A 16,402-nucleotide genomic window follows, 5' to 3' on the forward strand; every position below is an offset into this window, starting at 1 on the left:
AGCTGCTACAGGGATCTGGCTCAGTTCAAATGCGTCTTCAACTCCAACGCCGCCTGCCGAACCGCCGCCTTCACTTCCGGAATCTGACTCAGAGGATTCAACAGCCCAAAGTCATGAATCATCCCGTTGTATCGCACCGCCGTCACCGGCACGCCGGCCGCATCCAGGTGACGGGCGTAGGCCTCGCCTTCGTCACGCAGCACGTCGAACTCGGCGGTCTGCACCAGCGCCGCCGGTAAGCCTTTGAGCTGTTCGGCACTGGCCTGCAACGGCGAGGCATGGATCTGCGCCCGCTCGCTGGCGTTGGTGGTGTAGTTGTCCCAGAACCAATTCATCATGCCCTTGGTCAGGAAGTGCCCTTCGGCAAATTGCTGGTACGAGCCAGTGTCGAACTGCGCATTGGTCACCGGCCACATCAGCAACTGGAAGCGCAGGGCCGGGGTCTTCTGTTCCTTGGCCATCAACGCCACGACCGCCGCCATGTTGCCGCCGACGCTATTACCGGCCACCGCCAGGTGCTTGCCATCGACGCCGATCTCCTTGCCGTGCTCGGCGACCCAACGGGTGGCGGCATAGGCCTGGTTGATCGCGGTCGGGTATTGCGCTTCTGGCGATGGGGTGTAATCGACATACACCGCCACCGCGCCGGAGCCCACCACCAGGTCATGAATCAAGCGTTGGTGAGTCGGATAGTCACCCAGCACCCAGCCGCCACCGTGGAAGAACATGAACACCGGCAACTCACCCTTGACCTTGGCTGGTCGGACGATTTTCAGGTTGATGCTTTGCTCGCCAACCTTGATCGAACGCTCGCTGACTTCCACACCCGACAAGTCCACTTTTACCGAGTTCTGCGCACCGGTCAGCACCGCACGGGCATCCTTCGGGCTCAGCTGTTCAAGGGGTTTGCCACCGCCCGCAGCGAGGGCTTCAAGGAAGGCCTGGGTGTTGTGTTCGACGCCTGGGCTGCCGGCAGCGAAGGCGTTGCCAACGGCAAGGGCGAGGAGGGAAGCGGTCAGGGTTTTCTTGACGATGTTCATGGCGTAAATCCTTTTTAATTGTGTATTCGAATTCGGGTTCGGATTCCGGAGCAGCGGCTATTCGCTGCACCATGGACACAGATTAATGGGATGCCATAAACGGAAAAAGCGGCTATAAAGTGTTTGACTGTCAACCAGGGCGTGACAATGAACCCGTTCGAAGATATGCGTATTTTTTGCCAGGTCATGGACTCCGGCAGCTTCACCGCCGCCGCCGATCAACTGGGCCTGTCCAAGCAGTTCGTCAGCCGTCGCTTGATGCAGCTCGAAGAACGCCTCGGCGTGCGTTTGCTCAATCGCTCGACCCGGCGGCTGGACGTGACGCCCCTGGGCCAGAGTTATTACGAATCCGCGTTACGCCTGCTCAGCGAAGTCGAGCAGGTGGAGCAGGGCATCGCCGGCCAGACCACAGAGCCCCGCGGCACCATTCGCCTGAGCGCGCCGCTGTCGTTTGCATTGGCACATTTGGGTTGTCTGCTGCCGGTGTTTTTGCAGCGCTATCGCGACGTCACCGTGGAAGTGGACCTCAGCGACCGGCCGGTGGATTTGCTCGGTGAAGGCTACGACCTGGCGCTGCGCATCGGCGTGCTGGAAGACTCGACCCTGATCGCCCGGCGCATCGCCTCGATCCAGCGCGTTTATTGCGCCAGCCCGGCTTACCTCGCCGAGCGCGGCACGCCGGCCAAACCCGAAGACCTGCTCAACCATGACTGCCTGCCCTATGGGCATGGGCGTCAGGTGCAATGGCGGTTTGAAGGGCAAGGCAAACCGCTGACCGTCAACGTCACCGGGCGGATGCGGGTCAATAATGGGGAATTGCTCAAGGATGCGGCGATTGCCGGGATGGGGATTACGTACCTGCCGACGTTCATCGTCGGTGCGGCGCTGAAGGATGGGCGGCTGGTACCGGTTCTGGAGGATTTTCGACCGCAACCGCTGACGTTGTCGGCGGTGTACCCGCAGCATCGCCAAGGGTCGCGACCGGTGCAGGCGTTTATCGAGTTTTTGCGTGAGCGATTGGATCACCACCCTTTGTAGGAGCGAAGCTTGCTTCGCTCCTACAGGGGATGTTGGCGTGTCAGTTAACCCGTTTGTCATCTCCGGGTTCGCCACCGACGTGAACGCCGTGATCGTCGGCCACTTGGCCGGCAGTGTGAACGCCATGGTCATCGCCCACTTCACCGGCACGATGCACACCGTGGTCGTCGCCTATTTCACCGGCACGATGCACACCGTGGTCGTCGCCCACGTCACCGGCACGATGCACACCGTGGTCGTCGCCCACTTCACCCGCGCGATGGACGCCATGGTCATCGCCTACTTCACCGGCCCGATGAACCCCATGATCATCCCCCGGCTCCGCATGGGTGCCATTGCGCCCGGAAGACGCCGCATCCCCAGAGTGTCCGCTGCCGCTGTGACCGCTGCCGTTACCACCGCTGCCGCCACTGCCACTGCCGCCGTGACCGCCTCCATTGCCGCTGCCACCGCCTCCACCATTGCCGCCACCGCTTCCTCCGTGCCCACCGCCATTGCCCCCGCCGCCGCTTCCTCCACCGCCGCCCCCGCTTCCGCCATGACCACCGCCATTGCCGCCACCCCCTCCGCTGCCACCACTCCCGCCTTCCTTGGCCTGTGCGCTCGATACACCGGACAGGCTGTCCGGAATCAAAATGGTCGACGCCGACAGAACTGCGCCAATCGCTACTGCCAGTAAAAGCTTGTTGATGTGCATGTCGTTCTCCGTCTTCTTATTCAGATTGGAACGTTGATGAACAATGCAACGTGCTGCCTTATTCAGTGGGTAAACACGTCATCGTGCTGATTTATTCGGTTGTCCCGTCGATGAACAGCGCAACGTACCGCTGGACCCCGTTCCAGAGGGGTCAGTGGATGCTGGAGGCCAGTTCGAAGATCGGCATGTACATCAGGATCACGATGACCCCGATCAGCAGGCCGATGAAGGTCATCAGCAGCGGTTCGAACAAGCGCACGAACCACTCGAGCCAGCGGCTGATTTCTTCGTCGTAGAAGTCGGCGCTGCGTTCCATCATTTGCCCGAGGTTGCCGGACTGCTCGCCTGCACGCAGCAGGCGCAGGGATACCGGGGTCACCAGGTGATTGAGTTCCAGCGCGGTGGACAGCGATTGCCCTTCGCGCACTCGTTCGCAGGCCTGGTCCAGACGCAGGCGCGAGGCCACGGTGAGCAGGCCGCGGACCATGCCCATGGCGGTGACGAGCGGGATGCCGCCTTGCAGCAGAATCCCCAGGGAACGATAGAAGCGTGCCAACTCGTACATAAAGATTCGCTGATGCACCGCCGGCAGTTTTTCGATCAAGCGGTCCACGCCCCGGCGAAAGGCCGGTTGGCGCTGGAGGAAGGCGAGGGCGACGATGATTGCCGTCAGCGTGCCGAAAAATTCCACCTGGTGCGTGTGGAGGAACATGCCGCAGCTCATCAGGATCTGCGACATCCAGGGCAGGTTCGAACCGAGGCCTTCGAACACCAGGCTGAAGCGCGGCACCACGTAGCCCATCAGGAACAGCACCACGCCACCGCCGACAATCAGCAACAGCATCGGATAGATCGAGGCGCTGACGATCTTCTGGCGCACCTCGTCCATGCGCTGGCGATAGCTGACGTAACGGCCCAGCGCCTCGCCCACGGCGCCGGTCTTCTCGCTGGATTGCACCAGCGCCACGTAGAGCGGCGGGAACACCGCCGACAACTGGCCCAACGCCTGGGAGAACGACTTGCCTTCATACAGCAGGCGTACCAGTTCGCTCAGGGTTTTGCGGGCCTGGGGCGCGCTTTCCTTTTCCGCCAGGCTTTCCAGCGCATCGATCAACGGCAGGCCGGCGTTGAGCAGCGTGGTCAGTTCCTGGCTGAACAACACCAGATTGAAGGTCTCGCGCTGACGCAGGCGCAACGCCCGCCAGTGCCGTTCGACGTGCAGGCTGACCACGCGCAAACCCTGGTCTTCGACGATGCGTCGGGCTTCGCTGTGACCGGGGGCTTCGACGGTCATCGAGACCACGCCAGCCTTGCCGACAGCCTTGAGATGAAAGCGCATGGGCGTCGCTCCAGTCATTGCCAGTTGGTGACTTCAGCGTTTTCGCCTTCGCCGCCGGGTTGGCCATCCTTGCCCATCGACAGCAGGTCGTACTCGCTGTTTTCGCCGGGGTAGCGGTAGGCGTAACTACGACCCCACGGGTCCTGGGGCAGTTTTTTCTGCAAGTAGGGGCCGGTCCAGCGGGTTTCATCGCTGGGCGCGGTGACCAGCGCCTGCAAACCCTGTTCGGTGGACGGGTAGTGACCGACCTCCAGCCGGTACAGATCCAAGGCCTTGCTCAGGCCTTCGATCTGCGCCTTGGCGACCTTCACTTCCGAGCGCCCCAACTGGGCGAAATACTTCGGCGCGACGATGCCGGCCAACAACCCCAGCACCACCAACACCACCAACAGTTCGAGCAACGTAAACCCGCGTTGAGGGCGCGGGGCGGAACATGGACGCTGATTCATGATGACCTCAATCCAGTGGGCAGCAGGGTCGCTATCAGGGCTTATGCAATTGCCATGCTCACGCCTGGAGATCGAGCTGAACCCCACGTAATACGGGCCTTGGCGCCGACGGCACAGTGCTTGCGTATGGCTGATTGACTACCGGCCATTGGGGCATAAGCCCCGTTTTTCGGGGCCGGCCAGGGGAGGTATGAAACATGAAAGCGCTCACCGCAGGACTGCTCGGCACGCTGCTGCTGACCAGCGTCGCCCAGGCCGATGTCTTCGTTTCCATGGACGCCAAGGGCAGCTACGTTTTGTCCAATGTCCACCGCCCCGGACGGCACTACGAACGGGTGATTCACGAGCCCGAATCCGTCCAATTGAGCATGGATCAGCAACCACAGATGATCGCCCGCCAGCCCTATGCCGAGCTGGTCTCGGCGGCCGCCACGGCCAATCATTTGCCGGCGGCGCTGCTGCACGCGGTGATTCAGGCTGAGTCCCGTTACGACGCCGACGCGACGTCGGCCAAAGGCGCCGGAGGGCTGATGCAATTGATGCCCGACACCGCCCGCGAGCTGGGGGTGACGGACGTCTATGACCCCAAGGCCAACATCCAGGGCGGCGCCCGTTACCTTAAGCGCCTGATGACCCTGTTCGACAACGACATCAGCCTTGCCGTCGCGGCTTATAACGCCGGGCCGCAAGCGGTGCTCAGCCGTGGCGGGGTGATCCCGCCGTTCGCCGAAACCCAGCGTTATGTGCCCAGCGTGTTGCGCCAGTACCGGCGCTTGCAGGGGCTGGCCGTGGATGCGCCGCTGTGATCGGCGGTGGTGGGGCAGGTTGCCCCAAATGTGGGGCAAACCGGGGGCCCCGTAGCAGTTGCCGAGCCCCAGCGAGGCTGCGTTCGGCGGCGAAGCCGTCGCAAACCCTACGCACACGGTTGACTTGATGCACCGCGCCGCCTGATCTCACGAAGGCTTCGCCGCCGAACGCAGCCTCGCTGGGGCTCGACAGCTGCTACGGGGCCTGGAAAGTGGGGAATGGGGGTGGGTTATTTCCCCATAACGATTAACTCGTAACTGTAAGCAATTGATAAATAAACAAATTAATCATGGCATGTAGATTGCTTGATCGTACTTGTCGAGAATTATTCCTGTGAGCACCCACAGCGAGGCCTGTGATCATGACCGGTATATCCCACGTCCGTCATTTGGTTAACCTGCTGCTGTTTTTAGCGCCGATGTTTGGCCTGCAGCTGGCCGAAGCCGCCGTGCGATGCGAGCGCAACCTGGTGGCCAACGTCGTGGCGCTTGACCAGCCGCTGATGTTCAACCGCCTCGGCGCGCAAAACGCCAACGGCATGATGTTCGCCCTGCGCCGCGATGTGGTGGATGACCATGACCGCTCCCTGGCCCTGGGTGGTTCGGCGGTGCCAGGCAAGGTGTCGCTGCGTCCCGACAAGCGTCCGCGGCCGCTGGTGCTGCGCGTTGCCGCCGGTGATTGCCTGACCATAAATCTGCAAAACCTGCTGGCCTATCAGGCCAATCCCGGCAGCCACGAAAGCGGGGGGGTGGGTGAAATTGAGGGTGAAGTAGACATTGGCAACGAAGGCAACTTCAAGGTCGATGAGCAAGTCACCGACCGCCACGTCGGCTTCCAGGTCAATGGCCTGCAAGCGGTCAACAGCATCGACGACATCGCCTCCTATACCGGGCGCAACGCCAACACCTTGATCGCCCCTGGCGCCACCCGTTCCTACACCTTGTACGCCGAGCGCGAAGGCGCGTTTGCCGCCAGCAGTCGTGGCGCGACTTTCGGTGGTGAGGGTGATGCAGGCAACGTCGCCAACGGTTTGTTCGGCGAAGTGGTGGTGGTGCCCAAGGGCGGCCGCGCCTATCGCAACACCGTCACCGAAGAAGAAATGCGCCTGGCCAGCAGCGGCCGCACCCCCGCCGGTCAGCCGATTGTCGATTACCAGGCGCGCTACCCGCAGCGCGAACCTTGGATCCGTGAAGGCAAGGCCGGCACGCCGATCATCAGCATGGTCGACGGCAACGAAATCATTTCCAGCGAGAGCGATGCGATCGTGATGGGCAGCAACGCCGACGGCAGCTTCCCGCCCTCGACCTATCCGCTGGAAGCCATCGGCAAACGCAACCCGGCGATCCCGAATCGGCTGGAACCGTTCCGCGATTTTGCTTCGCAGTTCCAGGATGAAACCGCTGCCACCCAAGCCTTTCCCGCGTATTGGGCGGACCCGGTGATGGCCCACGTGCTGGAGCCGACCCGCGACTCGTTCATGATCAACTACGGCTCCGGCGGCATGGGCGCCGAGGTGGTCGCCAACCGTTTGGGCGTCGGGCCGATGCACGATTGCCTGTCCTGCGCCTATGAAGAATTCTTCCTCAGCTCCCACACCGTGGGTGACGTGGCGATGCTGGTGGACGTACCGGCCAACGTCGGTCTGGAAAACATTCGCCCCGGCGAAACGCCGCGCGCCGATCAGGTCGGGGTCAAGGCGACCATGGCGCTGTACCCGTCCGAGCCGGCCAACGTCAACCACAGTTACATCGGTGATTTCGTCAAATTCCGCAACACCCACAACGGCCACGAGCAGCATATCTTCCACCTGCACGGGCATCAGTGGCTGTTCAACCCCAATGATGACAACTCCGATTATGTAGACGCCCAGGGCATTGGACCGGGCGCCGGCTACACCTACGAAATCGCCAACGGTGGTTCGGGCAACCGCAACCGCGTGGCCGGCGATGCGATCTATCACTGCCACTTCTATCCGCACTTCGCCCAGGGCATGTGGAGCATGTGGCGGGTGCACGATGTGTTCGAAGAAGGCACCAAACTGGAGGTCTCCCAACAGGGCGCCGACGGTTATCACAGCGAACCGTATGCCTTGCGCAGCGGTAAACCGGCAGCGGGCGCGCGGGCCTTGCCCGATGGCGAAATTGTCGCCGGGACGCCGATTCCAGCAGTGGTGCCGTTGCCCGGCAAAGCCATGGCGCCAATGCCAGGCAAAGTCGCCGTGGTGCCGAAAATCGGCGAAACCCTGGTGGCTGACGATGACGACGATGAGGGTGACGACGACGGCGAACACCATAGTGGCGGTGCTCAAGCCATCGGCTCCCTGGCCTTGGTGGATCGCAGCGAAGCCAACCGCAATGCCGACGGCAGCCTGAAAAACCCTGGCTATCCGTTCTGGATCGGCGGCATGGAAAGTTCGGTCGGCCAACGTCCGCCAACACCACCGCTGGACATGCTCGACGCCGCCAAGGCACAGACCTTGAAGACCAGCGGCAAGGCCTTGTGGGCCAATCTCGACCCGGCGCAGTCCGGCGGTTGGGACGGTGGTCTGGGCCGGCATTCCCTGGATGGTTTCTCCTCCGGTGGCCTGGCGCACACCGTGACCACGTCCCTGGATTTTTCCAAGGAAGTGACTCGGGCCAAGCCGATCTACATGCCGGAAGAGGGCACCGAAGTCGAACAGGCGGCCATGGCCTTCCACGCGAAAAAGGATCACCCGAGCTTCGCGCTGCTGCCAGGTAATCAGATTGTGGCGAAGGCTTTCCGCACCAATGGCGCGTTGCCGATCGCCGGTGCGCCGTACTACGAACCGTGCATGGACGACCGGCAAAAACGCCTGACCGCCAGCGCCGGTACCGGTGAGTTTGCCAGCGGCGAACGCATGGACGGCATGTCCTTCACCGGTTCCTCGACCTTCACCGCCGACCGTCCGCGCATCTATAAAGCCGCGAACATCCAGTTCGACGCGGTGTACAACAAGGTCGGCTACCACTTCCCGCAAGCACGCATCCTCGCCCTCTGGGAAGACGCCTGGCCGGTCATCACCAAACAGCGTCCGCCAGAGCCTTTGGTGATGCGTATGAACACCTTTGACTGTGTGCAGTACCAACAAACCAACCTGGTGCCAGCCGTCTATGAGATGGACGACTATCAGGTGCGCACGCCGACCGACGTGATCGGCCAGCACATTCACCTGCCGAAGTGGGACATGGTGTCTGCCGACGGTTCGGCCAACGGCTGGAACTACGAAGACGGCGTGCTTTCCCCTGGTGCGGTGCAAGAGCGCATTCACGCGATTCGTGAGTTCAACCAATGCGAAGGCACCGACCCGCGCGACGGCACGCCGGCCTGCCCGAAAGCCAAGGCACACCCGTACTTCGGCCAATACGGCCGGGCCGACTGGGTGGGGGCGCGCACGGCGATGCAGCGCTGGTTTGTCGATCCGGTGGTGAACACCAAAGGTGTTGATCGTGGCCTGGGGACCATCTTCACCCACGACCACCTCGGCCCATCGACTCACCAGCAGATTGGCCTGTACGCCACGGTGCTGGCGGAACCGGCCGGTTCCACCTGGTTTCACGCCGAAACCGGCGAGCCGTTGTACAGCGGTGCGCGGCAGGATGGCGGGCCGACGTCGTGGCAAGCGGTGGTGTCCACCGGTGACTTGGACGGTGACGGCAAGAACGACAGCTTCCGTGAGTTCTTCCTCGAATACAGCGACTTCCAGCACGCCTATGAAGCCGGTGTGTATGTCGGCGCCGGCCCGAATGGTGTCCCTAACCCACAAGCGTTCCCGGCCACGGCTGACAGCTTTCGCTACGCGATCAACCCGCCAGTGCGCAAGGAAGCCGCGACCCTGCTTGAGCAGGTGGTCGAAGCCCGCGGTGGACTGACGCCCGGCTGCCCAAGCCGACCTTGCCCGCAAGCGATCTCGGTCGATGACCCGGGCATGTTCGTGGTCAATTACCGCAACGAACCACTGGCCCTGCGGGTGTACGACCCGAACAAGGTCGGTCCGGACGGCAAGCGCGGCATGCAGGCCGATGGCCTGGGTGGCGACCTGGCGTATGCCATGCAAAGCCGCACCGACCGCGCCATCCCGGCGATGAACCTGGCACCTAACCTGGTCACCGCAGCGATCGGCCCGACCGGCGGCACCACACTGTTCCCGCCGCACATCAACCGCGGCGGCGCCGAACCGGGTGACCCGTTCACCCCGATGCTGCGCACCTACACCGGTGACAACGTGCGGCTGCGGGTACATGCCGGCGGCCACGAAGAAGAGCACAACGTGACCCTGCATGGCGTGAAGTGGCTGCAAAGCGGCTCCGGGTTCGGCAACAGCTCCAACTCCGGCTGGCGCTCGTCGCAGATGATCGGGATCTCCGAACAGATGGGCTTTATTGCGCCGGTCTCGATGCTCTCCAGTTCGGCAGCGACCACGGGTGATTATTTGTACTCGATGGACGCCTCCCTGGAAGGTTACTGGAGCGGGATCTGGGGCGTGATGCGCAACTACACAGCCCAGCGCAACGACCTGTTTGCACTGCCTAACAACGCCAAACCGACCGGCATGCGCAACACCGTAGCGTTCGACGGCAGTTGCCCACGGATCGGCGCCAACCCCAATGGCATCGGCACCCGGCCGACCGTGCAACGCAACTATGAAGTGGTCGCGGCGCTGGCCAACAACATTCTCGGCAACCCGCTGAACCTGTCCATGGCTGATCCGGCGGGGCTCGGACAACATGTCGGCGGGCCCTTGAATCCGGCGGGCGGCACCTTGGTGTACAACTCGCGGGCGGTAAGCATTCCGCAGGTCACGGTGAACGACCCCGAGGATGGGACGACCTTCACCATCGGCGGGCAAAGCGGGCCGTTACATGACCCGACCGCGATCTTGTATGTGCGCAAGGCCGACCTCGATCCGGTCACCGGCAAGCTCAAGCCCGGTGTGCCTGTCGAACCGCTGGTACTGCGCGCCGCTGCGGGTGACTGCATCAACATTACCCTGGAAAACCGTCTGCCCAGCGTGATGCCGGACCTGGCCCAGACGGCCTCGGTGATGGGGATGGTCAAGCGTGATCGCAACGGTGGCGAAGGCTCGACGACCTTCAGCAACAACCTGATGCGGCCATCCAGCACGGTGGGTCTGCATGCGCAACTGCTGGCTTATGACATCACCAAATCCGACGGGACCAACGTTGGCACCAATCCGATCCAGACCGTGCCGCCACGTGTTGGTAACACCGGTGCGTACCCGACCCGTACCTATCAGTACTACGCCGGGCACCTGGAACGCGAAGGCAAACCGGTCTCGCAACTGGGCCGCAGCGTCGACAACATCAACGCCACGGCAGTGGAGTTCGGCGGGTTGAATTTCACCCCGGCGGACGTCATCAAACAACCGCAGAAAGGCTTGGGTGGCGCAATGAGCATCCTGCCGATCGGCGCCACCTGGGTTGACGACACACGCAAGGCGTCGGCAACGGTCACCGCCCCTGGGCAGACCATCTATCGCGACTTTGCGATGGTCTGGCAGAAGGCGCTGAACATGCGCTGGGCCAATGGTCGTCCAGTGGAAGGTATTGCCTCGGAGGCCGGTGTACCGACCGATCCGCAGGACAACTCGAGCATGGCGATCAACTACAAGACCGAACCGCTGTGGTACCGCTTCGGCCTGGCGCCGGACGCGCCATTCGGTCACGCCGACGGCAACGGTTACGGCGACGTGCCCAACGCGCACATGGCCTACAGCAACGCGCTGGTGGGCGGCGATCCGCAGACGCCGGTGCTGTATGTGAAACCGGGACAGCCGTTCCGCACCCACATCCTGATGCCGACCGGTGGCAGCCGGGGTTCGACGTTCCAGCTCGACGGGCACGTCTGGTCGGTCAATCCGTTCCAGTCGGAGAAGAGCGATACCGGTGGTTATCCGATGGGTACACCGGGGGTGGGCTCGGTGCGGTTCGGCTACAACCCGATGTCGATGTACATCGGCGCCCACGAAAGCATCTTGCCGGCGGCGCACTTCAGCTTCATGCACCCGAGCGCCGGGGGCAGCAATGCGATACCGGGCGACTACCTGTTCCGCGACTACGCCGCCTACGGCAACACCGCCGGGTTGTGGGGGTTGCTGCGGGTGACCAACGAACCCGAACCGGCCCCGGCCCCGTAGCGGTAGTACGGGTGACGAAAAACCTGTGGCGACAACGATCTGAAGGGGAGAGGCGTTATGAACAGGACAATAAGAATCGCCGGGTGTGCGTTGGTTGTCGGGCTGGCGCTGGTCTGGCTGGGCATCTCGCGCACGGCGCCGCCGACGCTGCTCAGCGAGGTCGCGCTGCCGGATACCTGGAGCGGCCAGTCACTGGCCCGTGACGGGGTGGTGGTGGACTTCAAGGTGCAGCCACTGGCCGAGGACGGTGTGTTGCGCGAAGGCGGTTTTGCCGACGTGCAGTTCCGGGTCAGCGACAGCAACTCGGGGCAGCCGCTGGCGGGGGTGAACCCCGGTGCCTGGCTTGACCCGGAAACCCTCGCCGCCGATCAGGCCCAGGGCCGGGAAAAGAGCTGCAAGTCCCGGGTCGGGGTGTTTCTCAAATCCAGTATCGGCGCGCGCCCCCTGCTCGATTTGAACAGCTACTTTCTGCTGGTGATGAGCCGCGATGCCAGCGTCTCGGTGGTCGACCCTTCGGTGTCGGTCGGCGGGATTACCAGCACCATGGCACGGATCGAACTCAAGCAACCGCCGATGGATTGGGTCACGACCAAAGACAACAAACGCGTCTTCATCTCGATGCCGACTGCCGGGGAAGTGGCGGTGCTCGACAGCGAACAATTCAAGCTGCTCGACTCAGTCGCCGCTGGCAACAACCCGGTACGTGTGGCGCTGCAACCGGACGAACGTCTGCTGTGGGTCGGCAACAATGCGCAAACCGCCGAGCAGTCCGGGGTCACGGTGATCGACAGCCGCAGCCTGAAACCCCTCAAACACATCGCGACCGGCCGCGGCCACCACGAAATCGCCTTCAGCAAGGACAGTCGCTACGCCTTTGTCACCAACCGCGACGATGGCACCCTGAGCATCATCGACATCAGCAATCTGACCATCAGCCAACAACTCAAGACCGGCGCGCACCCGTTGTCGGTGGCGTACTCGCCGCTGTCCGGGGCGGTGTATGTCGCTGACGGCCAGGACGGCACGGTGACCGTGGTCGATACCGCCAGCCTGGCGGTACGGCGGGTGATCAAATTGAGCCAGGGCCTGGGCCCGATGGGTTTCAGTGCCGACGGCCGTTTCGGCGTGGTGCTCAACACCCTGGAGAACCGCGCGGAAATCATCGACGCCGCCACCAACTCGCTGATCCACAAAATCGATGTCTCCGCCGAGCCCTATCAAGTGGTGTTCACCAAGGCCTACGCCTACGTGCGCGGACTCGCTTCGGCGAAAGTAACGATGATCAACCTCGCGTCCCTCGGCGAAGGCCGCACGCCGATCAGCCAGGGCTTCGAAGCCGGGCCACAGGCACCGCGGCTGGCCGGTGATTTGCCACTGGCATCAAGCCTGGCGGTGTCCCGTGACGACAACGCAGTGTTCGTAGTCAACCCGGTGGACAACACCACCTACTTCTACGCCGAAGGCATGAACGCGCCGATGTCCGGCTACCCCAATCGCGGGCAAGTGGCGCGGGCGGCGATGGTCATTGACCGCAGTTTGCGCGAGGTCGAGCCAGGGCTTTACAGCGCGCGGATCAAGCTGCCAGCGGCCGGGCGTTTTGATGTGGCGTTCCTGCTCAACCAACCGAACATCATTCATTGCTTCACCGCGTTGGTGGAGCCGGACAAAACCCTCGCTCAACACCCCGGCGTGCCGAAAGTGGAATTCATGCTCGACCAGTCCACAGCCGCGCTCGGCAGCCCGTATGTCGTGCGCTTTCGCATCGTCCAGGGCAAACAAAACGCCCAGCGCGGCGAGGTCAAGGACGTGCAGGTGCGCTACTTTCGCGCGCCGACGTCCCGGGCTCAAACGGTGGCGGCACTGGACGTCGGCGACGGTATTTATGAAGCGCCGGTGACCCTCGACCAGAGCGGCGCCTGGTACCTGCATGTGCGCGCGGCGTCCCTGGGCGCGAGTTTCGATGACAAGACCTTTGCCAGCGTTCGGGTATTGCCCGGCGATGTTCACTGAAGAGGAAATCGACATGAACCAATTCGCAAACCGTGGCCTGTTGACGTTCTGCCTGTTGGCCGCTGGCATTGGCCAGGCCCTGGCGCACTCGGCGGATGAACACGCCGGGCACAACACGGCCCCAGCCAAGACCCAGGAGAGCGCCCAGGTGAAATTCGCCGACGTCGCGCTGGTGGACCAGAACGGCAAACCGGTGCGCCTGGAAAAGGACCTGGTGACCAACAAGATCGTGGTCATGAGCTTCATCTACACCAGTTGCACCACGGTGTGCCCAGTGGTGTCCTCGATCATGGGCAAGGTGCAAAAACAACTCGGCGCCCGGGTCGGCAAAGAGGTGCAACTGGTGTCGATCAGCATCGACCCCCAACGCGATGACCCCAAACGCCTGAACGATTACGCCCGCACCTTCCAGAACGGTCCGGGCTGGAGCTGGCTTACCGGTTCTACGCAGTCAGTGAACGAAACCCTCAAGGGCCTCGGCACTTTCAGTGGCGACTTCAAGAATCATGCGCCGCTGATCATGGTCGGCGACGGCAACAGCCGCCACTGGACCCGCTATTACGGCTTCACCGACCCGACCGTGCTGACCCGTGAAGTGGAAAAACTCAGCGGCCAGCGCAATGCCCACGCCAAACACACCGCGATTGCCATGGAGACTCAGCCATGAAAGCCCTTATTTTGATTTTCCTGACGATGTGCTTTTGCGTGATCAGCTTTCTGGCGTTTTCCCACGAACGGCATGAAGAACCGACGCCGATAGTGGCCGCCGCCGTACCGGCAACCGGCACCCGCGATGCCAAGACCTGGTTCACCGACACGCCGTTGCAGGACCAGAACGGCAACACCCTGCGTTTCTACAGCGATGCCCTGCAAAACCGCGTGGTGCTGCTCAACGTGATTTTCACCAGCTGCAACGATGCCTGCCCGCTGATCACCCGCAAGCTCAAGGAAGTCCGCGAAGTACTGGGCGACAAGGCCGACGGCATCACCTTCATTTCCCTTACCAGTGATCCGCTGCGGGACACCCCGGCGGTACTCAAGGCTTACACCTTGAAGCAGGGCGTAGATGGCCCCCACTGGCTTTTTTTAACCGGTGACAAGGCGCAAATGGACCTGGTGTTGAGCCGCATCGGCCAGATCGTGCCGACCCCCGAGCAGCATTCCACGCAACTGATCGTAGGTGACGTCGCCAACAAACGCTGGAGCAAGATCCGCCCCGATGCCCCGGCCGCCGCCATTGCCCAGCGCTTGCAGTTGCTGACAATGCCCGTGGTCGGTCGCTGAGTCCGCGCCATGAAAACTGCCCTGCTGTTCCTTCTCGCCAGCATGAGCCTGAGCGCCAGCGCTTTGCCGTTGACCTCCAGCGAAAGTGCGGGCAAGCGACTGTACCGCGAAGGGCTGTCGGGCAGCGGCGAGCCGGTCATGGCGCGGGTTGGCGCGGCGGGCATTCTGCTGCCGGCCAGCAGCCTGCCGTGTGCCAACTGCCACGGTGCCGACGGCCAGGGCCGAGCGGAAGGCGGCGTGCGACCGCCGGACCTGAATTGGTCGCGGCTCAGCAGCACCTATGGCCAGCAGCAGATCAACGGCCGTGATTACCCGGCCTACACCGAGGGCACGCTGGCCCGGGCGATTCAGGAAGGGCGCGACCCCGGCAACAATCGACTCGACCCGGCCATGCCACGATTTGTGCTGTCGATGAATGATCAGCGCAACCTCAGCGCCTACCTCAAGCGCCTGGCCGATGATCGCGATCCGGGGCTGGGCGTCGACAGTGTGCATCTGGGCACCTTGCTGCCGAGTCAAGGACCGTTGAGCGAGGAGGGCGCGACGGTGGCGGCGGTGCTCAAGGGCAGCGTGGCGCGGATCAACGAGGCGGGCGGGATTCACGGCCGTTCTCTGCGCCTGACGATCCTTGATCCCGGCCCGGACCGCGCCAGTGCCGAACAGGCCCTGGACCGGTTGATCGACCAAGAGCAAGTGTTCGCCCTGATCGCGCCATTGGTCCCGACGCTGGACACCGAACTGGCGGCGCGGCTGGAGCGGGCCGGGGTGCCGCTGATCGGCCCGCTGTCGCTGTTCGGCACGGCCCAGGCCAGTCAGCAGATTTTCGAACCACTGCCAGGCTTGCGCGAGCAACTGATCGCCCTGGCGGATTACGCCACTGACAGTTTGCGAGTGCTCCAGGGACCGACGCTGATTACCTACCCGGATGACCCCGGCCAACGGTCGGCAGCGCAGAACCTCGGACAATATTTGCAGGATCACGCCTGGCAGGATGTGCGATTACAAGCCTACAACTCGGCCCAGGACGAGTTGCCGTTAGGCTCGCGTTCGGTGTTTTACCTGGGCACCGGCGGCGGCTTCAGCCGTCTGGCCGAGCGCTTGCAAGCGGCGGGGCAGTTGCCTTACCTGTTCGCCGCGTCAAACCAGGTGGCGGGGGATTTGCTGCAGGTGCCCAACGAGTTTTCCCGGCGGGTGTTCCTTGCTTATCCGTTCGTGCCCAGCGACTGGACTCAGTCCGGGCGCAAGGCCCTGACGTTGTTGCGCGAACATCAAGGCCTCGGCGGAGAACACGCGGTCCTGCAAGTGGGCGCGTTCAGTTCGATGCTGTTGTTCAGCGAAGGCATGAAGCAAGCCGGGCGCGATGCCAGTCGTGAAAAACTCATCAGCGCCCTCGAAGGCCTGCACGACTTCCAAACCGGGCTGACCCCGCTGATCAGCTTCGGTCCCGGTCGGCGCCTGGGCCTGAGCGGCGCGCATATCGTCACCGTGGACCTTCCCGACCAGCGCTTCTATCTGGTTGCCCCCTACAAACCCATTGCCGCCACACCCTGAACGGAGGCTTCG

11 protein-coding genes are annotated in these 16,402 nt (G+C 63.0%); 7 read left to right on the forward strand and 4 right to left on the reverse strand.

What is annotated here, in order from left to right; translation table 11 throughout:
• Positions 1-20: 20 nt before the first annotated feature.
• Positions 21-1,040, reverse strand: a complete 1,020-nt coding sequence (locus ACA071_RS11775) for an alpha/beta hydrolase (protein ID WP_497644463.1) — start codon at positions 1,038-1,040, stop codon at positions 21-23.
• Between the two features lie 147 nt (positions 1,041-1,187).
• On the opposite strand from ACA071_RS11775, the gene ACA071_RS11780 reads away from it, so the two are divergent.
• A complete protein-coding gene (locus tag ACA071_RS11780; protein WP_497644464.1) occupies positions 1,188-2,078 on the forward strand; it encodes a LysR family transcriptional regulator in 891 nt (296 codons plus the stop codon).
• A gap of 40 nt (positions 2,079-2,118) precedes the next feature.
• On the opposite strand, the gene ACA071_RS11785 is transcribed toward ACA071_RS11780, so the two are convergent.
• From ACA071_RS11785 to gspG, 3 genes are all read right to left on the reverse strand, one after another.
• Entirely contained in the window at positions 2,119-2,775 is a 657-nt protein-coding gene (locus ACA071_RS11785; protein WP_497644465.1) for a hypothetical protein, read from the reverse strand.
• A 151-nt stretch (positions 2,776-2,926) separates the two neighbouring features.
• Positions 2,927-4,114 (reverse strand): type II secretion system F family protein, encoded by a 1,188-nt coding sequence (locus tag ACA071_RS11790; RefSeq protein ID WP_497644466.1) that lies wholly within the window; start codon positions 4,112-4,114, stop codon positions 2,927-2,929.
• 14 nt (positions 4,115-4,128) lie between these two features.
• On the reverse strand, positions 4,129-4,563 hold the full coding sequence (gene gspG, locus ACA071_RS11795; RefSeq protein WP_497644467.1) for a type II secretion system major pseudopilin GspG: 435 nt from the start codon (positions 4,561-4,563) through the stop codon (positions 4,129-4,131).
• A 197-nt stretch (positions 4,564-4,760) separates the two neighbouring features.
• Between gspG and ACA071_RS11800 the strand changes: the two genes are divergently transcribed.
• From ACA071_RS11800 to ACA071_RS11825, 6 genes are all read left to right on the forward strand, one after another.
• Complete coding sequence (locus ACA071_RS11800) at positions 4,761-5,369, forward strand: lytic transglycosylase domain-containing protein (RefSeq protein WP_497644469.1); 609 nt, start codon at positions 4,761-4,763, stop codon at positions 5,367-5,369.
• Positions 5,370-5,731: 362 nt separating this feature from the next.
• Complete coding sequence (gene mnxG, locus ACA071_RS11805; protein WP_497644470.1) at positions 5,732-11,545, forward strand: manganese-oxidizing multicopper oxidase MnxG; 5,814 nt, start codon at positions 5,732-5,734, stop codon at positions 11,543-11,545.
• 57 nt (positions 11,546-11,602) lie between these two features.
• A complete protein-coding gene (locus tag ACA071_RS11810) occupies positions 11,603-13,555 on the forward strand; it encodes a YncE family protein (protein ID WP_497644472.1) in 1,953 nt (650 codons plus the stop codon).
• Between the two features lie 13 nt (positions 13,556-13,568).
• Positions 13,569-14,222, forward strand: a complete 654-nt coding sequence (locus tag ACA071_RS11815) for an SCO family protein (RefSeq protein ID WP_497644473.1) — start codon at positions 13,569-13,571, stop codon at positions 14,220-14,222.
• Complete coding sequence (locus tag ACA071_RS11820) at positions 14,219-14,839, forward strand: SCO family protein (protein ID WP_497644474.1); 621 nt, start codon at positions 14,219-14,221, stop codon at positions 14,837-14,839. Before ACA071_RS11815 ends, ACA071_RS11820 begins: the two co-directional genes overlap by 4 nt.
• A gap of 9 nt (positions 14,840-14,848) precedes the next feature.
• A complete protein-coding gene (locus ACA071_RS11825) occupies positions 14,849-16,390 on the forward strand; it encodes a cytochrome c/ABC transporter substrate-binding protein (RefSeq protein WP_497644475.1) in 1,542 nt (513 codons plus the stop codon).
• Positions 16,391-16,402 lie beyond the last annotated feature (12 nt).

The sequence above is a fragment of the Pseudomonas sp. LBUM1646 genome, from assembly GCF_059716165.1.

Coding starts and splice junctions, on each gene's coding strand:
- ACA071_RS11775 (WP_497644463.1), bottom strand. CDS start 1,040: ATGAACATCGTCAAGAAAACCCTGACCGCTTCCCTCCTCGCCCTTGCC.
- ACA071_RS11780 (WP_497644464.1), top strand. CDS start 1,188: ATGAACCCGTTCGAAGATATGCGTATTTTTTGCCAGGTCATGGACTCC.
- ACA071_RS11785 (WP_497644465.1), bottom strand. CDS start 2,775: ATGCACATCAACAAGCTTTTACTGGCAGTAGCGATTGGCGCAGTTCTG.
- ACA071_RS11790 (WP_497644466.1), bottom strand. CDS start 4,114: ATGCGCTTTCATCTCAAGGCTGTCGGCAAGGCTGGCGTGGTCTCGATG.
- gspG (WP_497644467.1), bottom strand. CDS start 4,563: ATGAATCAGCGTCCATGTTCCGCCCCGCGCCCTCAACGCGGGTTTACG.
- ACA071_RS11800 (WP_497644469.1), top strand. CDS start 4,761: ATGAAAGCGCTCACCGCAGGACTGCTCGGCACGCTGCTGCTGACCAGC.
- mnxG (WP_497644470.1), top strand. CDS start 5,732: ATGACCGGTATATCCCACGTCCGTCATTTGGTTAACCTGCTGCTGTTT.
- ACA071_RS11810 (WP_497644472.1), top strand. CDS start 11,603: ATGAACAGGACAATAAGAATCGCCGGGTGTGCGTTGGTTGTCGGGCTG.
- ACA071_RS11815 (WP_497644473.1), top strand. CDS start 13,569: ATGAACCAATTCGCAAACCGTGGCCTGTTGACGTTCTGCCTGTTGGCC.
- ACA071_RS11820 (WP_497644474.1), top strand. CDS start 14,219: ATGAAAGCCCTTATTTTGATTTTCCTGACGATGTGCTTTTGCGTGATC.
- ACA071_RS11825 (WP_497644475.1), top strand. CDS start 14,849: ATGAAAACTGCCCTGCTGTTCCTTCTCGCCAGCATGAGCCTGAGCGCC.